Here is a 19,138-nt window from a genome sequence, read left to right as displayed (position 1 = left end):
TTTTGGTTGCGATGATTCTTATGGTTGTATTTTTACTTGACGGATGGTCTCTCGGGGGTAGTATTCAGCTACCGGGGACAGAGGGGATTTATCATGGTACGCAAATCGATTGCAGAGCGTCTGGCGCAACTAGAAGCCCAGAAGAAGGCGTTGACTGCCCGTCTGAGCAAGCAGGAACGGGCCCGCGATACTCGGCGCAAAGTATTGCTGGGGGCGCTGGTTCTGCACCGTCTGGATGACCGGAGGGATGAAGCGATGGCCGCGCAATTGGAGGCTTGGCTCAAGCGCGAATTGCCGGGATTTCTGTCACGTGACAGTGACGTAGCCTTGTTCGATGACCTGCTGCCAAATGGCCGGGGTAAAGGTGACAGTCAGTCCGCCGGGGCCTGACTGTCATGATGGCCATTATAGGAGCCTTGGGCAATCTGGCGCGGGCGGTTGTCCGTGATCCGATCTGGGCGCTGATCGCCATCGTCACATCACCGGTTCGTTTCTTCCGCTATATCGCGACAACGCTGATTGTGTTTGTCCTGACAGCCGCCGTTCTGATCGCCCTGGCCATGCTGCTGAAGTATGGCCTGCACATTCCAGATAACGGGCCTGTGGATACGGCTTTGGGCGTCGGCATTATCGTCATCTTGCTGCTGGTTCTGGTACGCATGGCGAGCGTGCCTTTATTGAACCATTTCGGCGATACAGGGCCATCGGATACGCATGGCTCGGCCCGCTTTGCGTCACCAGCTGAGATCGCGTTTCTCTCCAAGGCCGATGAGGGCTTGCTGATCGGACGGGATGCTAAGTCGGGGCAGCTTTTGCGCTATGACGGTCCGTCGCATCTGCTGACCATGGCCCCTACCCGCACCGGCAAGGGCGTGGGCACCGTTATCCCGAACCTGCTGGTACAGAACCGCTCGGTCATTTGCATCGATCCCAAGGGCGAGAACACCCGCGTCACCGGTCGGGCGCGCTATGGCTTCGGCCCGGTCCATATCCTCGACCCGTTCGAAGTCACCGGCGATCCCACGGCCTGTTATAATCGCTTCGACCGTCTCGATCCCGACAGTATCGATATCGCCGAAGACGCCGCCGTCCTGGCCGATGGCCTGGTGTACGATGAGCCGGGACAATCGGGCGAAGCGCATTGGAACGAAGAAGCCAAAGCCCTGATCACCGGCATCATTCTGTTGATCGCTGTGAGCGAACCGCCTGAGACGCGTACCCTCTCCAAACTACGCGAGTGTCTGACCCTGTCGCCGGACGGGTTTCTCGATCTTCTGGAGGTCATGTCGAAGACCACCGAGTGTAACGGCCTGATCCGCCGCGCGGCCCATCGTCATCTGGCCAAGTCGGCGCGTGAAGCCGCCGGTGTGCTGTCGTCGGCGCAGCGCCACACGCACTTCCTCGACAGTCCGCGCATGGCGAAAGTTTTGTCAAAGTCGGATTTCAGTTTCACGGATTTGAAGCGAAAAACAGCGACCGTGTTTCTCGTACTGCCGCCTGACCGTTTGAACACCTACTCCCGCTGGCTGCGCCTAATGGTCGTGCAAAGCCTGACCGATATGGCCAGAACACCGGCGGGCACAAACGCACCCGTTTTGTATCTGCTGGATGAGTTCGCAGCGCTGGGCTATCTGGCGCCGGTCGAGCGGGCCATGGGCCTGATGGCCGGCTACGGCGTGCAGTTGTGGCCGATCCTTCAGGACATCCACCAACTTAAGGCCACCTACGGTCAAAAGGCCGGCACCTTCCTGTCAAATGCCGGCATGCTCCAGGTGTTCGGCGTCAACGATCACGAAAGTGCCAAACTGATCTCCGATCTGCTTGGCCAGGAGACTGTCAGTTGGCAAAGCCGGTCAATCGCCCTGGACAGCGGCAGTCTGTCATTTAGCGGCCAGCAGACCGGCCGGTCGCTACTGACGCCGGATGAGGTCCGCAATCTGCGGGAAGATACCGAACTGTTGTTCCTGGCCGGACAACGGCCGATCGCCGCCCGCAAGCTGCGCTACTACGATCAGCGGGAATTTAAAGGACTGTTCGACAATACATAGGACAAGGTGACGCTGGAGCGGGCATATAGGACAACTTGACGGCGACTGCCGAACTATGTGACTTCAACGTCTGTTAAGTTCTATGTACGGCAATCAAACTGAAGGGAATGAAAATGGCCAAAGAGTTGACGGCTGAGGAAGGTGCAAGAGCGCTCCTGAATATCTACAAAGCTAACGGCATTAAGGCGGGCGAAGGTTTGATAATGTCTTCCGTCTCAGAAAAGTTCTATGATGATGGGGGAAGCGTAAAGGAATTCAATCAGGCGATCGAATACATGGTGCAACACAAGTGGGTTGAAAATGGTGGTGCGAATTTCATGCTCATCACCGATGCTGGATACGCGGCTATTTAAACGGTGCGCTAGTAGGAACGTTACTATGGATGTGAACCTTATACCTCCGACACCGCATAAAGATTGGTTGGATCCTAGCTGGATACAACCTCTTATCTCAACATTGTTCGGGGGTGCCATAGTGTTTATCTCAAGCTCCTTGTTGCAAAATAGAGGGTTCAAGGAAGAGAAGGAAAAAAGGGCGGACGAAAAGCGGAAGGCGGACATTGCCCTCTTGGAATCAGCCAGGGTGAAGGCCAATGCCATCTTAACGGGAGTGGCTACGCTTGCCGCTGGTGTGAACCAGGGTCTGTCACAGGCCCCGGAAAGCGGAAAGGAAACGCCATCCCATTATTTCGGTAACTATCTAAATCCACCGCCCCCGGTTCAGTTTACAAATGAAGAGCTGGCTTTATTCAGCCGATATCGTGCACCTCAGATTTATAGACCGGTTGATTGAAGCCCAGCAAAGTGTCCGGACAATCCTCGTTGCGCTTGAAGAATACAACGAACGGCGCGAGACACTGTTTAAGGAAAACCCTGACGAGGTCTTGCAAGTTATTGACAAGCGCAGATGGCCGTCAAGGGACCGGTCAAAACTCGTTATTGCGTTTGCCAAACTTGATGGTCTGCTCAAATTCATCAAGCCATTAGTGTTGCCTACGTTTAATTCGACCGCGATGTTATGCGACGCGGTGAGCGAGTTCGCGACAAGAGAGTTTTTTATTCCAACGAGCGATTACGAAATCCAAAGACGTGAAGGCATGCGTGAAAAGCTTGCTCTGTTAACCTATATCCGGGTGGAACACCCTGGTAACCCAAAATGACAAATTGCCTCAATGCGCTCCCGCCAGCAATCTTCTAAATGTCCACCCATTCGCCCGCCGTATATCGTACGTGGCGGGCAAGTTTGGCATAGTATGCCCGCAGTAGGCGGCCTTCACGCCATAGTGACTATCTTAACGGGGAGCGAAATATGACTACTGTTGATTTTGCTGAAGATGCGCAATCTGATTTAAGTGGAACCTTTTTCTCGGTCTTGCAGCCTGACCTATACCGAAGCGAGACAACCTTTGAGCGGTCCGAGCAGGTGGGTCAGGTAAATCTCAGAATTTACTTCACGCCAAAACCCTCAATAATTGCCGAGATGGTGGTCAGCGACGGTCGAGCCGTTCGTGTGGAGACGTGTCCAATACTCGGGATGTACGCAGGCCGGTTTCTGCTTACAATCAGGTGGAGCTTTCCAATTCTATTCATTGACGTAAATAGCGATCGTGTAGGATCCAATCTCCCAGGTGATGAAGTCTCAACGGCCTGTGTGGTTTACATGCCCACGCTAGCCGTCGCGCCCGCCAACAATGACTCGAAAAATGCGGATGCAAAGCGACAACGTGAAGACGAAGTGGCAGGACTCGTTCTTAGGAAGGGTAGGTTGCCTAGCACGTCGGAACGGGACGAGCAGCTATTGCGTAATGCAACAACCCAATTGTCTGAACTTTTGACAGCCGTGAAGAATGGGGACCTTCACCACGATACGGCAATGGCGGCACGCCTTCGCGCTCTTGTATGCCAGATGGACAGGCCATCAAACGGCTACCCCCTCCTACAGCGAATAGCGGCAGCCCAGCAACTAGAGCTGATCGTTTTCGCAAACGCCAATGAGTTTGTAATGCCAAAGATATCGATTGTTCCGCAATTGCAGATGAGCACATATCCACGCATTTGCCAAGGCCTCGCACCTATACACCCTGTGGACCTGGACCGCTGGCTACGAATGCCTGGCGCATGGCTTGGAGAACAAAAATACACCCACAACGCCATAATCCGCGCGTTTGCGGACACCGAGGCAGACCATTATGATCTCGGCGAAGAACCGCTTATTGCTGAACTTAGAAAGCACTCCGTTGGCGGAACAGTTCAAAATAACCAGTTACATGCATACCTGATCGGAGTGGCAGACACGATGCTAAGCCTTTGTCATTTCGTATTGAGCGGTGGACGCTCCGCGGTCTTCGAATGGCACAACGACCCCGGCGTCTTTAACCTTGCGACTAAGGCCTAGGCGTTGTCCTATTTGACCTAGCACGGTAAATCCTGTCATCCCACGACAAGAAGGTTAAAGAAGCGGAGCAAGATGGCCCAGATGACGACGTTACGATGGAGCATTGATATTGAGGCAAGTCCTCAATCCTCTGCCAATGAACGCACCAGCTCTAGAATCCTGCGCCGCTTTTTCATCCCGGGGATACGTGGGAAGGCCTCAGCCAGTTCAATGCCTTCCGACGTCATCAGGAAGCTATTGACGCCCTGCTCCGCCGAAGAACTGATGAATGCCTCGTCAATGCCAGTGTCGGCTTCACTATAACCTTCGAAAAAATAAGCGACCGGCGTCTGCAAGGTCTTGGCGATTTCATACAGCTTTGAAGCGCTGACGCGGTTCGCCCCGCGTTCGTACTTCTGCACCTGCTGAAAGGTCAGACCTATGGCTTCAGCCAAATTCTCCTGGCTCTTCTTGAGGAATTTTCGTCGCATCCGGATACGACTGCCGACGTGAATATCAACAGGATCCGGGGTTTTGTCATCGAACACCATAGTGCTGTTTCCTTGGGGAGGGAGGCATGGCTGCCATGCATAAATAATAAAACTCTCGTATCACAAACAAGATACACGCGAAACTAGTACAATCATGGGGGGATTATTTCCGCATGATGGCTTTACGGTTGCATCGTTGGAATATGACAATTTTCGAGCCCAAAAGGCCCACTCCTTACAGCCGCCATGCGGGTAAAAAATAATTTGTAATTTATGGATGCAATCGAATTCGAACTGTGGCAGGCTGTCACATGGAACCGTTACGCGCGGTTCTGGGGCGTGGAAACCCCTGAGTAAGCTGGTTCGTCCGCCGTCCAAAACGGTGAAACTTCCTGCTATTATAGACAGTCACCAGTCTGACCTTGCACACGCCTATCGTGTTGCAAGCTGTGGAGTCTTGCCTGTCGTCGCCGATGATCCCCTCCCCCTCCATTGGCTTCTAGTCTTGGGGGCAGCGGACCCGCGCGCCCGGTTTCCAGCCCTTCTCGAAAACAGACAAGCACCGGCAGGGTGGCGATCCTGATCGGTCTATTCAGGTGAGTTGCAATGGAAGCAAAATCGATTTTCCGTCTCAACCGGACCACGGCCCCCAAGCCCATCGATGCTCATGTCGGCGGCCGCGTCGTCCGACGGCGTACAAAAATAAATATGCCCCTGGAGGACTTAATCTTTGAACTGGACGTCCCGGTAAAGCGGCTAGCGAGGACTGAGGCTGACCTCGTCAATATCCGCGTTAGATGTCTTTATCTCTTCAGCCACGTACCGGAGGCGCCGACCAACTATCTCTTCGGTGGCCTGACAGCGGATGTGGCGCTATGAGCCACTTGAAAGAGCGGCGCGAGGCCGAGCATTGGTATATCGATCATGTCAGGCCGAACGAGCGCCTACTTATGTCTATCGCCCGCAGCCTGCTGCGTTCGACCGACGATGCCCAAGATGCATTTCAGGACATGGTAGCTTACATAATGACTGAGGGCCGCTGGCGCGCGGTCACCTCTCCAAAGAGATTCATGATTACATCTATCCGAAATCGCTGCCTCAACTTCATTCGTGCGCGCAAGACCAGACCGATGACGGCCTGGCCAGACTATGAGGACATAACCTTTGCCGATCAAACACCTGATGCCCTCACCGCCCTTACGGCCAGGGAAAGCCTGTCACGGTTCGAAAGCGCTTTAGCGAGACTACCACCTCAGTGCCAACGCGCCTTTACGCTTAGGCGTGTCTATGGTCTGAAACCCTCTGCCATTGCGCAGCAAATGGGCTGTGCCCAAAAAACCGTGAAAAACCACGTCTACAAAGGGGCTAAGCTGGTGGAGGAATATCTGGCAGAAGCCACCCTAACGGAGAGTTAGTCGGTCAGGCCATTATTAATTCTGCGCTCTGCCTGTTCTCCATCGCACTTGCCTCTGGTAAACCGGGGCGTGCGTCTGTATTCGGAAGGGGCTATGCTTACCTACGGTGGGGGAGCCTGTGGCGTATGTACAGGTGCGCAAGCGCTAAAGGCCACGGGGACCTTGTTTACTCGGTTTTCCAACTCCCCCGCCACCAGCTCAGGCCACAACGAAAGCGGTAGCCGCACGCCTTGTCAGGTGCTAGCCTGCATCTGACTCACATGGACTTTCGATGTTAACTGACCGTCTCGATCATCTGCCTGCCGTCAAACGCCGCGAACTGACGCACGTGATCAAGGTGCTGTTCGAAGAGTTTGAAGCCCAGATATCGAAGAAGGCGTCACCCCACAAACAGTCCGGCCGTATCCTCAAGGTCATCCTGTTCGGTTCGATGGCCAGAGGCGACTGGGTCGATGACCGGATCAGCGGCTATAAGTCGGACTTCGATCTGTTGATCGTCGTCAGCCATCGCGATTTCACCGACCTGCACGAGTACTGGGACCTGGCCGACGAGCGCCTGATCCGCGACCTCACCGTCACTCATCGCATCCGTACGCCGGTGAACTTCATCGTCTACAGCCTGGACGAGGTCAACGACCAGTTGGCCAGAGGTCGGCCTTTCTTCTCCGACATCGCCCGCGATGGCATCATGCTTTACGAAGCCGCTGGCCATCCGCTGGCAAAGGCAAAGGCATTGTCATCGGAAGAAGTGAAGACAGAGGCAAAGGGGTATTATGATCACTGGTACAAGCTGATGCAGGATGCGTTTGCTTTCGCGGAATTCGGTATCGCAAGTAATAAAACGCGCGATGCAGCCTTCATGCTGCATCAGACGGTCGAACGCGCATATCACTGCGTCCTTCTCACACTCACGCTCTACAGCCCCAAATCACACCGCATCAATGTGCTACGATCGCAAGCGGAAGCCCTCGATGACCGCCTGCTGCCCATCTGGCCGCGCAATACCCGCTTCGCCAAACGGTCCTTCGCCCGCCTCCAACGCGCCTATGTCGATGCCCGTTACTCGCCGGAATATGAGATCACAAACGAGGAACTGGCTTGGCTCGTCGAACGGGTTAAACTACTGCAAGAAGCGGTGAAGCAAATTTGCGAAGCGAAAATTGGTGTATAGCTTGGGCTTAGCGAACGGACAAGCACCACTCCTTGACTTCGCCTGTGCGCCCCATTGCGGTCAAAAACGCATAAACGTAACGCGATCTCAGAAGCGGACGTTCGCCGAGGTCTCCCGAGGTCAAGCCATGTTCTGTTTTTAGTTTGCACCTGCAAGAACATGACATCATGCCTTTTTGTCACGGACTATTGCCATGCACCCACAACCAGAGCATTTTGCATTTCAGAAACGGCGCGTGGTTGGGGTTAGGTGTGAAGCACAAAACGATTGATCTTGCATCAGAAGTTAAGCGAGCGACGCTACCCGATGGCCTGCAGGGGTTTCTGTTTCCGGTATACGAAGCCGTCTCCAACGCCCTCCATTCTGTTGAAGAACGATGGGGCGCAGATGTAGAGACAAAAGGACGAATCGCGGTCGAATTTAATTGCGACAAGCAAGAAATTATTATTGCCGACAACGGTGTAGGCTTTGATGAGAAGAACCTCGCTGCGTTCTTAACACCGCTTACAGGCAACAAATTTGAGCGCGGAGGCAAAGGCTTTGGTCGGTTCATTGCTTTCAAGAACTTCGGCAACGTCTACTACGCCTCTCGCCAAGTCGATGTCGACGGCAATACTACCAATGGCTCTTACCAGTATGAGCCATTCGCTCCCGATGATAACCTAATCGATGTAGATTTCAGTCAAGGTGCCGGAACGCATCGCTTTGACGCCGGCCTAACGGCGTTGATGATGTCTCCGTTGGATGACTTGCATGACTATTTTGATTTGGCAGGGTCTCGATATAATGGCCAAGATGCCGATGAAATCATCACATCTGCCCTTTTGGATCACTTCCTCATTGAGTTTATTCAAAAGAAAGTCCCTCGCGAACTCATCTTGTCAGTAGCTGGCACTAGGGTAAATCTTTACGAACATTTTTACAGTTCGCTTTCTACCGCCGGCTCAAAGTTCGAGCGGATAAACATCGGCTCGGTCGAACACGTATTTGAATTCAGCTACTTTAAAGTTGGCGAAGCGCAGGCGAAGAAGCATCGTCTATATTTCTATGCCAACAATCGCGCGGCTAGCGATCTCGAAAATATTTCATCCGGGGTGAATGATAAACCTTTTATTGAGAGCCGGGAGGACGGTCCCCGTCGGTATTTCTACCTCGTGGCAGTGGCGAGCGATTTCTTCGTGTCGTCACAGTCAAGAGACAGGATCACAAATCTCCACGGCAAGATTGAACAAGACGGTAAGAAAAAGTCCATAAAAGATCATCTGATTGGGTTGGCGAAACAGCACATCTTAGAAATCGAGAACGCATACGCGGCAGAGCGGAGAGCAAAGATGGTCGCCGACGTCGAGCACCTTATTGCAATCGATCCGCTCTTGCGGCGCGGTTTGGGCGACAAATCTGCTTTTGATTTTGTTCGCAAGCGTTCAATTACAGAAACGCGAGAGCAACTGGCCCAAGACCTTTTCGTCGAACGTTTTAGGCGAAAGTTCGATTTTTCAAAACTAGACCAAAATGCGAGTGTCGAACAACTCGTTCAGATTGTTAAGACGCAGATTCCAGAAGATGCGAAAGAAGCGCTTGCGGTATACGTCGCTTACCGAAACCACGTTATTAGAATATTTAGAGAGTTGCTAAGTAAACAAGAGGATGGTTTGGCAACAGAAGATAAGGTGCACCAGCTGATCTATCCACGTTATAAAGACAGTGATGAAGTCGATTACAGCTCGCATAACCTCTGGCTGCTAGATGATGATCTCGCCTACGCGCAGTACATCTCCAGCGACCGTACACCCGAAGGTAGTCATAGAGCCAAGGGTCAGTATGCGCACGACCTGCTCATAAACAACGCTAACGAGCTGATGGTTGTTGAGATGAAACGACCACAGAAGACAGGATATGGTGTAGGCCTTGAGGCTTCTACAAATAATCCGGTGGATCAGTTGAAAAAACAGATTTCGGATATTCGCAAGAAAGGCAAAGTCAAAACGTCTGGTGGACGGGAAATCGACATTCCGGCCGGCACCATGGTGCGCGGGTATGTTTTGGCCGATTGGAACGACAACCTGCAAACATATTTGGAGATGGAAGACTTCATTATCACCAATTACGGTGGCCAGATGGCTTACAGATACTACAAAACACTGAATCTTATGCTCGAAGTCATCGCGTTCGACCGTTTGGTAGATCGCGCCACTAATCGTAACGAAGCTTTCGTTCAAATGCTCGAAGGACGGTCCAGCTACGATCGCAAACCCAAGAGCCCGCTTTCGGGTCTCGACATTGACCCGAGCGGCCTTCAGAAGTCCTAGCGACTAAAGACCTTGTGTTTACGAGGCTTTTCGAACCATCTGAAATGCGAAATCACTGGTTCGAACGGACCAAGATTCCTTTGTGCCTAATTCAGGTATTAGCCCCCAAGACGCGAGTTTGGTCAGGTCTATTCCAATGACGCGACAAATCTGAATTTAACTTCGCTGGCTCAGCAAATGTCGAGAGAACTTAGGCAGGTCTGATTTCGCATGCATTGCAAAAAATCAACCTTGAGTAAACTGGTGGGGTGTTGCAAATACATTTAGGGTGGCGATTCTTCGTGCCCTTTTCATAACACGAGATAGAAAGCGAGCGCACCATAGGCTCCGAGACGGCGGCCATTGTGTGTGCTGGGTGGGAGGGGACATGCCTTGCGCGATTAAATACCTCAGCAGCGCTGGTATTCAGCACCGCGAAGTTAAAGGTCTGCAGTCACTCGCCGCTGCCTATCCAAATGATTGGGTGATCTACGCCTCACTCAACGCGTTTCCGAAGAACAGCGCGCCCATAGAAATTGACGTTATCGTTATTATGGATGATCGTATCCTCCTACTGGAACTTAAGGACTGGAACGGAAAGCTCACATCCAACGGCGACCTATGGTTCGTAAAAGGAGGAAGCCGAGGTCGTTCCGCCGTCGTTTTGAGCAACGAAAAAGCCAAAAAGATCAAAGTAATGATCAAGGCCAATATTCCAGCTTTATCTCGCGTTTATGTAGACTCGAGAGTTGTGCTTACCGCGACCTCCACGGCCGAGCATTTGCCCCACGACGAGAAACCCTTTGTACTAACGCTCGACGAAGCGAAGGCACTTGCCGATCGCAAAGAGCGCGACAGGCTACTAGGTAAGACCAAGCTCTCCATCATAAAACCGACTTCGTATATCAACGAGATCGAAACCATGTTTGGTAATCCAGCGTACTTCCAGCCGCTTAAAATGAACTGGGACGGTTACGGAGTAGTGGACGAAGATTTCTATGTTCACCGTAGGGATATCTGGCGAGAGCATCGTGCTCAATTGAATAAAGAGGAGCGGATCAAGGCACTATTGCGTCTTTGGCGATTCGATAAGTTGCCAGTAGGGCTGAACGAACCAACGGGCCGCCAGTTGATCGCTGATCGAGAGCTGAAGGTAACAGCCTTCCTAAACGATCGGGGCAGCTGGATGGCTGAGCGTGGAATGCTCAAGACTGTCGGTGCGCCAACCGACGAGGTCCTCACACAGCACCACCAACTCGTTTCAGTTCCTGGTGGGTGGACGACGTTGCGCAGATATCTTGCCAGAAATGGCGGCGATATTCCCAGTGAACAGCGCGTGGATATAATGCATTCGATCGCGCTAATGGTGGCTGAACTGCACTCTCAAAATGTTTCTCACAGGGATATTGGAAGTGACGCAATATGGATTGGCGCACCTACTGAAATGTCACTAACTGGCTTTTTTTCGGCAACATTGCCAGATGAGACCTCCGTTGCCGATTTTCTGGAAGTTTTGGGCACTTACTCTGATCCGGAACCTGATTGGTCAGGTTTGCTACCTACAGCAAAAGAGCGAGATGTACGCAGTCTCGGCCTAATTATGCAAAGCCTTTATCAGTTGGATGGAGACACTTCCTCACTTCCTGATGGTTGGGACGAGGTTACGAAACAAGCCTTGGCAAGACCAGGAAAACGCTACGCAGACGCACGTGCTTTGGCAGATGCTCTTGGCGAACTTCGAACCCCCTCAGGCCCGACCGTTGATCAATCCCGCCTCGATGCATTCCAAACCATCGCGATAATCCCATACGTCCATTTTCCTCCGAATGGAGCTATCAATACTTCCGGTTCTTGTACTCGTTACGAGAGTAACATTGATGCGGAACGAGCTGTAGTAAAAATATGGAACAGTATGGCTCGAGGCGATGCGCGACGTGACCATGCGCTTCTTTGCATGCTTGAAGCAGCCTCTGCCCTCAAGGCCGTCCCTATAAATGGTATCGCTTCAGTCATCGCGGCCGGACTCTCACCGGTTGGCCCTTATGTTGTCTCTCGGTGGGTTGATGGCATCCCGTTATCAAATTTTTCATCCCGCGATAAAGTCGACCTTCTGAACCTATCCGAGAGCCTAATTGCGGCAGTGAACGCGTTACATTCACGAGGGCTCGCACACGGTGATCTGCATCCGGACAATGTAATTGTCACGCCTGACAATTCTGCGGTCCTGATAGACCTGCTTGATATTCCAACTGCCGGTGCATCACGGCTGCGAAGCCCTTCATGGGCCCCAGAGAAATATGAGCGCCAATCTGATCAACAAATAGATCGATTTGCTGTAGTGAAGCTAGTTTTGTACCTTGCTGACAGTTTGGAGCCGGGGGGCTTCGAGCGTCTCGAAGACGCAGCTCAAGTAGAATTCGAACGGCCTACTATTGAAACGCTCGAGCCAATTTTGGAAGCGATCGAGCGAGAACGTCGCGCGTTGATTGAACCTCAAGCGCAGACCTTTGAAATTTTTGATCCAAAACTTCCCAATGCCGTTCTAGAGACAGATGACGGTTACCTTTGGGTCAAGGCGCATCGTACGCCTCACGCAATGGATGTCTTTTGGATTACCGGCTTGGATAAAAGGCTCCTAATCACACGAAAAGGCACGCAAATTGTATCGGTAGAATTGGTTGATGCGAGACTGACCGACCTCGGTTACGGGGCCAGGGTTCCGATGCGAATTGAAACGGCTTCTGGACCGGACAAAGGTATTGAGGATTTGCTTGCGTTCATAAATAGCTTCGTAATTCCGGAGGCTGAGGCAGAATTAGGCCAGGGAACTGCAGAGTGGGAAGGCGAAGAAGCTTCCACTGACGACAGATTGGACGACGAGGACGAGGAATACGCTGGTGTTGAAAATAATTTCGGCGGTGGCCTCGACGTATCCCGCTTGTGGCTTAGAACTGCAGAAATCGAAGAAGATACTGCTTTGCGCATTCGTGTGGATCGTCCTGTTCCTGGCGCCGCATCAGGCGCCATGTATACCTATGAAGCACCTCAACCACTTGAATTTGAAGATGATGACATCGTTGAAGTGCGGCTAGATAGTGTTCAAGGAAGAAAAATTGGTCTCTTGGACATTCCGAGGTGTGACGGGAGACGTCTTGCTATCAAAGATCAACGGTTCTTTATTGGCGAGGGAGAGCATGTTGTCCTCGTTGATAGGCGTGATCGCGTGTCAAAGGAACGGCGGCGAAGGGCCGTCGAACGGATTACTAGACGATCTAGCGTCATTCCGGGCCTCATAGACTACTTCAATCCAGAATTAAATTCGGCAGATTTCAAATTTGCGCTCCAAGTTTCGGAGACCGACCTGCATGCTTACAAACTTAATGAAGGCCAGGAAACCGCATTTCGCGATTTACTACATGTCGGGCCAGTTGGGCTACTGCAAGGCCCCCCAGGTTCAGGGAAGACGAAGTTTATCGCTTCATTTGTGCACTGGATCCTGACGCAAGGCGGCGCTAGGCGCGTTCTGATTGCCAGCCAATCCCACGAAGCGGTAAACAACGTACTTGAGGCAGTTCTAAAGACTTATCGGATACATGGAGGGCATGCTGACCTCCTTCGCGTCGGCTCTCGCGGTTCAACTGAACGCATTCGCCCATACCAAGCAAAAGCGCTACGCGAACGTTACCGGGTCCGTTTCGAAAATGGGCTAAAAGCTCGCGTAGGACATGCAGCGAATGCAGCTGGAATTTCCAGAAATTTTGCGAGCGATATCGTCGAGATCGATCAGAAGCTTGGTAAGATAAAACGTGCTTTAGACCTCGCGACAATAGCAGCAGCTGGCAACAGCTTGCGGGACGAGCGTCGGCGTTCGGATGCTAGAATAAGAACGCTATTGCGCGCGTTCTCAAACGAAGCCACGCAATTATTCGAGAGACCGATGGAGGTAAACGTCGACGAACTGTCAACGGTTATTGAGGAAGCTTATGCATCGGTCTTGCCGAGATATCCCCGATCTAGTCCTAGCGATTTGACGACTGTGAAACGCCTGTTGTCCTTAGCGAATGACTGGAAAGACACGCTGGCTTCCGGCCATCGCAATTTCGATGAGTTTTTGGCAAAAACACGTCAGGTGGTTGCCGGCACATGCGTCGGCCTTGGTCAGTCCCAAATCAGACTAGAGGAAGGAACGTTTGACTGGGTCATAGTCGACGAAGCGGCGCGATGCACCAGTGGTGAGCTCGCAATACCTTTGCAGTTGGGTAGCCGGGTTATATTGGTAGGAGATCAACTGCAATTACGCCCTATGGTAGATAGAGCTGTCCAAAAGGGTCTGAAGGAAGAGTTCAGAGGGTTGGGCAGCCTAATTGCTCAATCAGATTTTGAACGGGCATTCGATTCACCTTACGGGAAGCGAAATGCACGTGTCCTCGATGAGCAATATCGTATGACACCTGTGATCAGCGATCTTGTATCCGACATCTTCTATGCCCCCCATGGCGTGAAACTGAAACCTTCAGCAGCGCGCCAGCCCGATGACGCATTTGCAAACTTGTCCAGCAATTTCAGCAGGCCGGTTGTTTGGCTGGATACGGCTAAAATGCCGGATGCGACAGAGCGCGACCGGAATGTAGGCCGGGATATCTGGAACGATGCAGAGATTCGCTCCGTTATCGCACTTCTTCGCAGCCTCTCAATTGAGGAGAACCTTATCGAAGAGCTTTGCAAGCGGAACGAACCAAGCATTGGTGTCATTTGCATGTACAGCGAGCAAAAGCGCCGAATTGAAAAAGAATGGTCTCAGCAGCACTTCACAGAAGCGTTTAGGAAAATTGTCACGATAGACACTGTCGATGCGTACCAGGGCAAGGAAAACTCAATCGTCATAGTGACTCTTGTAAGAGCCAATCCCGAATATATTTCTGGCCATGTTGGCCGCCACAATCGCTGTAATGTCGCCATGTCTCGCGCTAAAGAGCGCCTCTACATTGTGGGGAACACTGACATGTGGTCTAGCCCTAAGTGTGCCTCGCCGATGACCAGAGTTCTCTTAGCTATAAGAAATATGAACGACCAGGACGGACGGGTCCGGGATGCTAGGGAGACAGCTCTATGAGTAGCAAAGCAACCCGTATCGATATTGACACAGTAGACTTCCAGATATCGTGTCGTCGCTTCACGATCCGTGCGATGGTGACACGGGACCGACAAATGCCCGTTGTTGACGAATTTGTTCTGCGTCTTCTTGCGGTAGTAGACCAAATGCCCGTTGCAAGGATGCGTGCGTGGTTTGGCTTCAGCGAAGGAGAAATTGAGACGGTACTAGTTGATCTCAGCCGGCGCAGGTTGGTGGAATTTGATGGCGACAATATTGTCTTAGCGCCGGCGGCACGAGACCTATTTAGATCTGTCAGCGATGACGGAGTACCACAGATCGTTGAGATTGCACCGCTCATCGGCGAGGTGTGGTTTGACCTAGTTAGTCGTACGATGGTGCCACGTTCCCGCGCACGAAATGTTGACTACCTCGTAAAAATCGTCGAGCAACCAAACGCTCGACAACTTCCTGAAGCGTTTGCTAGGGAGGCCTTTGAGGAGAACTTCCGGGACTATGCAAGACGCATCAGGCGTTTCGCGGACCCCAATGCCATAAATCTCTACTCCATCTCAGATGTGGAAGGTGGCGGCTACGCGTATCAGGTTTTAACCGCAGGCTTAGTATTAGACCTTGAGGGACTCAACGTGAGGCCCACATTCCCAGAGCTGGGCGATGACGTTTTAAGCTTCCACAGACTTACCGTCGCCGCTAACGATGCTTGGCAATCTGTAACGGTGCCCGAAGCATCAACTGCAACTGCAGCTGAATTCGAGAAAGTGACTGGCCAAACTTACCTGTCGGGCCTGATCCAGGCGCCTGGCGAGATGGCTGAATGGAAAAAAGCAGTTACCGCATCTCCAAAGGATCCATCACTTTTCCTGCCGAACATTGGCGCTGCGTATCTGGAAGTGAACCGCACTAAATTACTCGATGAAATTTCGAAGGCCAAGGCGAACGGAAAGACGATTGAAATCCTCTGGCTTCGGCCAAATGGCTCTGGCTGGGGGCGTACGCTTCAACTTGCCGAATGTGTTCAGAAGATACGCGATGCACTTAGCAACATTGGCCACAAAGAAATCACTGCATCGATCGTGATGCCTAGGTCAACACCTAAGACGGCACGTGGCAGCCATAAAAAACTTTTTGATAAGGGAAAATTGCTTCCACAGGGACATCTTCCTTCAAATCTTGAAGCGCTCGTAATTCCCGGAATCGCCGCAATAGTGAATGTACATTTGCCAGTCGGAAAAAGGTCAGTCCCCGTGGGAGGCATACTTCTCGATCAGAAACGTCTAGCAAAGTTGGCTGAGCGACTAAGCCCCCAGGCAGATGGGTGGGAAAATCTATGGCAACCGATCGCAAAGCCATAACCGATAAACCGCAGAGGTCCTAAATGGCAGCGTATGGGAAAATGAACTGGTAAAAAAACGTCAGTTGCATCATACGGTATCGCTTGCCACCCACGAACACGGCCTGTCTCAGAAATAAGATGCAAATTTTTGCGCGGATGCGAAGATATCACCTAGAGCAAGTTCTTAGCGCTTGCTTCGCCATCCGGATCGGTGAAATGAGGGACCATAGGTCCGCTTCGGCTAATCCTCCGAAGACCGCTTAGGGCCAACTCCGGAAGGCAGCGTCTAAACAAGAAGGCCGTTCGGCTTGTTCGCCTTATCGGCGTTCGCCTGGGCAAACCCAGACCGGTACCGGTCTGGTGGGTTCTGCGCGGCGCCGGTTCCGTCTCTTGATCGCGCTTCACTCATCAGTGTGCAGGTCTGCCGTCTGCCGCAGCGATAATGCTGCCCTGGTAATTGGCATAGAGATAGGTGGCATTGCCTGTGCCGACTGCCGAGCCACTGAACTCCACCCAGGGCTGGTCTGTGCCCAGGGTATGCATATAGCGCTTGGTCATATTGCCGGCGCCGTCATATTCCGCGATCAGGTTGGCGCCGTCGTATGCGAAGGTGGTCACCGCTCCCGAAGAGGTCAGCTTGGACAAACGGCCTTCGGGATCGTAGTCGAGTTGAAGGCTGATGCCGGGCGCCGAGACGGTCTTCAAGCGGTTGACGGTTTCGCGGACGGATTTCTACCGAATGAAGTTATGCCTGAAAACCTTTTCTCAATAAACGGCTTGATCCTGTCTCGTAAGTCGCGCCTTGTTCCTGTTCTCTCCTCGTGCAAACACGAGCGCAATCCAGACTCAGTCACTGATTTTCCACGTAACTTGAGCGCCATCCGGGAGGTCACGAATCTGGACTGCCAGATTTGCACTTTGTCGCATCAAGGCCACTGCCTCAATAGGATATAAATTCTCTACCACAAACTCACCTTGCAACACGAAGGGCTGTTTAGGGGCCAATCTCATGCCAGGATCAAGCCTACCATGCTCCACCTGCCACTTGTGGGCTAGGTTATAACCAGCCAAAACATCATAGTTTTCTAATAGCGCCTTAGCCCACCCACTAAGACTGGTAGCAATTTGGGTAAGAGCACCGGTTTCAGGATCAAAGGTGTAAATACCGTCTGACCTTATGCAAAACTGTCCCCCGAAGACGTCCTCCGCAAAGAAGAAACATCCATCAGCAAGGCCTTTGTAATTCGATATCCATAGGCTTGGGTCATTCCAACTATCTAGCCCACAACTTTCGGCTACACTTTTTGAAGGCAACACATGAAGGGCCTGCTCAAAAGCATAAAAGCCGTTCTTTAATTCCAGAAGTTTTCTTAGTTCTGAACTTAGCTTAGTTGGGACATGTTTAGGTACATCAAGAACGACGGGGTTGTTGGACAAACAACTACCTGACACATTCACAAGCTTTTTAATTTGACTATCCAATTTAATTTCCAACTGTAATTTTTACCTTCGTGCCATCGGGAAGGCTCCTGCACTGCTGGCCAATACACGACCCCGCACCTCGATTATCAGAGGGATCTATATGACGAACCGAAGCGCCTTGGCCACCCTCTTCAAACATTGCGGGAGGATATTCATCTCTATCTTTGCCGGCCACAGGCGCCACTCGCTTCAACGCGGCCGTCCTATTAGCAGCAGCGCCAGCTCGATCAATGGTTAAAACAGATGGTTTGCCGGCGGCAACCGCATCGGAAATATGTTGCGCTGATTGGGGATACTTGGCTGCGCTCACTGTAACAGTCTTTACCGCGCTTGTTTCGGCTTTTATGACTGCAGACAAAACAGCCGGGTTTTCGCCCGAAAATTTCATCATGGTGTCGGCTTTACCGAAATTACTAATAAAAATCGCAGTGCCACGGCCCGCTTCAAACCAAAAACCGCTTCCTTTTTCTGCGCCGTAGGTTTGGCCGGTTTCTGCTTCCGACGCGCCATAAACGAGGCCATTCCAGAAGCTGTTCTTGTCGGTCCCGTCAGGATCGGTCGCATTAGCTGGATCCCCTGCCGTATATGCATAGAGGTTCAGATCATCCTTTGACCCGATGGGATCAGTTTGGAGAAATCGTCCGGCGATGGGATCGTAGACGCGGGCCTTGTAGTAGTAGAGCTTGGCCTCGGGGATCATAATCTGGCCGGTGTAGCGGAAGCGCTCACCCGACCAGCTATCGACATTGTTGCCGTCCTTGGGCTCGCCATAGGGGCCGTACTTGTAGAGGTTGGTGACGTTACCGTTTGCGTCGGCCGTGGCGATAATGCTGCCTTGGTAGTTGGCATAGAGATAGGTGGCATTACCTGTGCCGACCGCCGAGCCGCTGAATTCCACCCAAGGCTGGTCAGTGCCCAAGGTATGCATATAGCGCTTGGTCATATTGCCGGCGCCGTCATATTCGCCGATCAGGTTGACCCCGTCATAGAGGAAGCTGGTCACCGCCCCCGAAGAGGTCAGCTTGGACAAGCGGCCTTCGGGATCGTAGTCGAGTTGCAGGCTGATGCCGGGCGACGAGACGGTCTTCAGGCGGTTCTCCAGATCATAGGTCATGGTCCGCACGCCATCGAAGGTCATATTGCCACGCGCATCATAGCCGCCCGACAGGGCAGCGATACCGGCATCGCGGTTCAGGCCGTCATAGGTGTTGTTGGTCGTGGCAGCAGCCAGTTGCTTGTAGTCATAGACCGTGCTCGATGCGTCCCATTTGGTAATCTGATTTGCCGGGTTGCGACCGCTAAACGACCAGGTAATGTCGTTGACTGTCCCGGCTAAATCCTGTGTCATGCTGGCTAAGCGCCCGACAGCGTCGTAGGTAAACCCGGTGCCAGTGGGGTTAGCCCGAGTTACACCTAGCAACCTA

The 19,138-nt window shown here is 52.3% G+C and carries 14 protein-coding genes; 10 read left to right on the top strand and 4 right to left on the bottom strand.

The window, feature by feature from the left end; translation table 11 throughout:
* Window positions 1-93 precede the first annotated feature (93 nt).
* From RCJ00_RS20440 to RCJ00_RS20420, 5 genes are all read left to right on the top strand, one after another.
* Entirely contained in the window at window positions 94-390 is a 297-nt protein-coding gene (locus RCJ00_RS20440) for a mobilization protein (protein ID WP_316224243.1), read from the top strand.
* 5 nt (window positions 391-395) lie between these two features.
* Window positions 396-2,048, top strand: coding sequence for a type IV secretory system conjugative DNA transfer family protein (locus RCJ00_RS20435; protein WP_316224241.1), 1,653 nt, complete (start codon window positions 396-398; stop codon window positions 2,046-2,048).
* Window positions 2,049-2,161: 113 nt separating this feature from the next.
* Window positions 2,162-2,401, top strand: coding sequence for a hypothetical protein (locus RCJ00_RS20430; protein WP_316224240.1), 240 nt, complete (start codon window positions 2,162-2,164; stop codon window positions 2,399-2,401).
* Window positions 2,402-2,778: 377 nt separating this feature from the next.
* Window positions 2,779-3,207 (top strand): hypothetical protein, encoded by a 429-nt coding sequence (locus tag RCJ00_RS20425; RefSeq protein WP_316224239.1) that lies wholly within the window; start codon window positions 2,779-2,781, stop codon window positions 3,205-3,207.
* A 149-nt stretch (window positions 3,208-3,356) separates the two neighbouring features.
* On the top strand, window positions 3,357-4,442 hold the full coding sequence (locus RCJ00_RS20420; protein ID WP_316224238.1) for a hypothetical protein: 1,086 nt from the start codon (window positions 3,357-3,359) through the stop codon (window positions 4,440-4,442).
* Window positions 4,443-4,564: 122 nt separating this feature from the next.
* Here RCJ00_RS20420 and RCJ00_RS20415 read toward each other — a convergent pair whose 3' ends face one another.
* On the bottom strand, window positions 4,565-4,972 hold the full coding sequence (locus tag RCJ00_RS20415; RefSeq protein ID WP_316224237.1) for a helix-turn-helix domain-containing protein: 408 nt from the start codon (window positions 4,970-4,972) through the stop codon (window positions 4,565-4,567).
* Window positions 4,973-5,787: 815 nt separating this feature from the next.
* Here RCJ00_RS20415 and RCJ00_RS20410 point away from each other — a divergent pair.
* From RCJ00_RS20410 to RCJ00_RS20390, 5 genes are all read left to right on the top strand, one after another.
* A complete protein-coding gene (locus tag RCJ00_RS20410; protein WP_316224236.1) occupies window positions 5,788-6,327 on the top strand; it encodes an RNA polymerase sigma factor in 540 nt (179 codons plus the stop codon).
* 271 nt (window positions 6,328-6,598) lie between these two features.
* Entirely contained in the window at window positions 6,599-7,498 is a 900-nt protein-coding gene (locus RCJ00_RS20405; protein WP_316224235.1) for a HEPN domain-containing protein, read from the top strand.
* Window positions 7,499-7,749: 251 nt separating this feature from the next.
* Entirely contained in the window at window positions 7,750-9,807 is a 2,058-nt protein-coding gene (locus tag RCJ00_RS20400) for an ATP-binding protein (RefSeq protein ID WP_316224234.1), read from the top strand.
* Between the two features lie 367 nt (window positions 9,808-10,174).
* Complete coding sequence (locus RCJ00_RS20395; protein ID WP_316224233.1) at window positions 10,175-14,899, top strand: AAA domain-containing protein; 4,725 nt, start codon at window positions 10,175-10,177, stop codon at window positions 14,897-14,899.
* Entirely contained in the window at window positions 14,896-16,251 is a 1,356-nt protein-coding gene (locus RCJ00_RS20390) for a hypothetical protein (protein ID WP_316224232.1), read from the top strand. Before RCJ00_RS20395 ends, RCJ00_RS20390 begins: the two co-directional genes overlap by 4 nt.
* A gap of 389 nt (window positions 16,252-16,640) precedes the next feature.
* On the opposite strand, the gene RCJ00_RS20385 is transcribed toward RCJ00_RS20390, so the two are convergent.
* From RCJ00_RS20385 to RCJ00_RS20375, 3 genes are all read right to left on the bottom strand, one after another.
* Window positions 16,641-16,937, bottom strand: a complete 297-nt coding sequence (locus RCJ00_RS20385) for an RHS repeat domain-containing protein (RefSeq protein WP_316224231.1) — start codon at window positions 16,935-16,937, stop codon at window positions 16,641-16,643.
* 141 nt (window positions 16,938-17,078) lie between these two features.
* On the bottom strand, window positions 17,079-17,714 hold the full coding sequence (locus tag RCJ00_RS20380) for an SMI1/KNR4 family protein (RefSeq protein ID WP_316224230.1): 636 nt from the start codon (window positions 17,712-17,714) through the stop codon (window positions 17,079-17,081).
* Window position 17,715: 1 nt separating this feature from the next.
* Window positions 17,716-19,138 (bottom strand): RHS repeat-associated core domain-containing protein (locus RCJ00_RS20375; protein WP_316224229.1); only part of this gene is annotated, 1,423 nt, incomplete at its 5' end.

It is taken from the genome of Asticcacaulis aquihabitans, from assembly GCF_032490435.1.
Taxonomy (GTDB): domain Bacteria; phylum Pseudomonadota; class Alphaproteobacteria; order Caulobacterales; family Caulobacteraceae; genus Asticcacaulis.
Note: the sequence above shows the minus strand (reverse complement) of the source record. Positions and strands in the feature narration are given on the sequence as shown.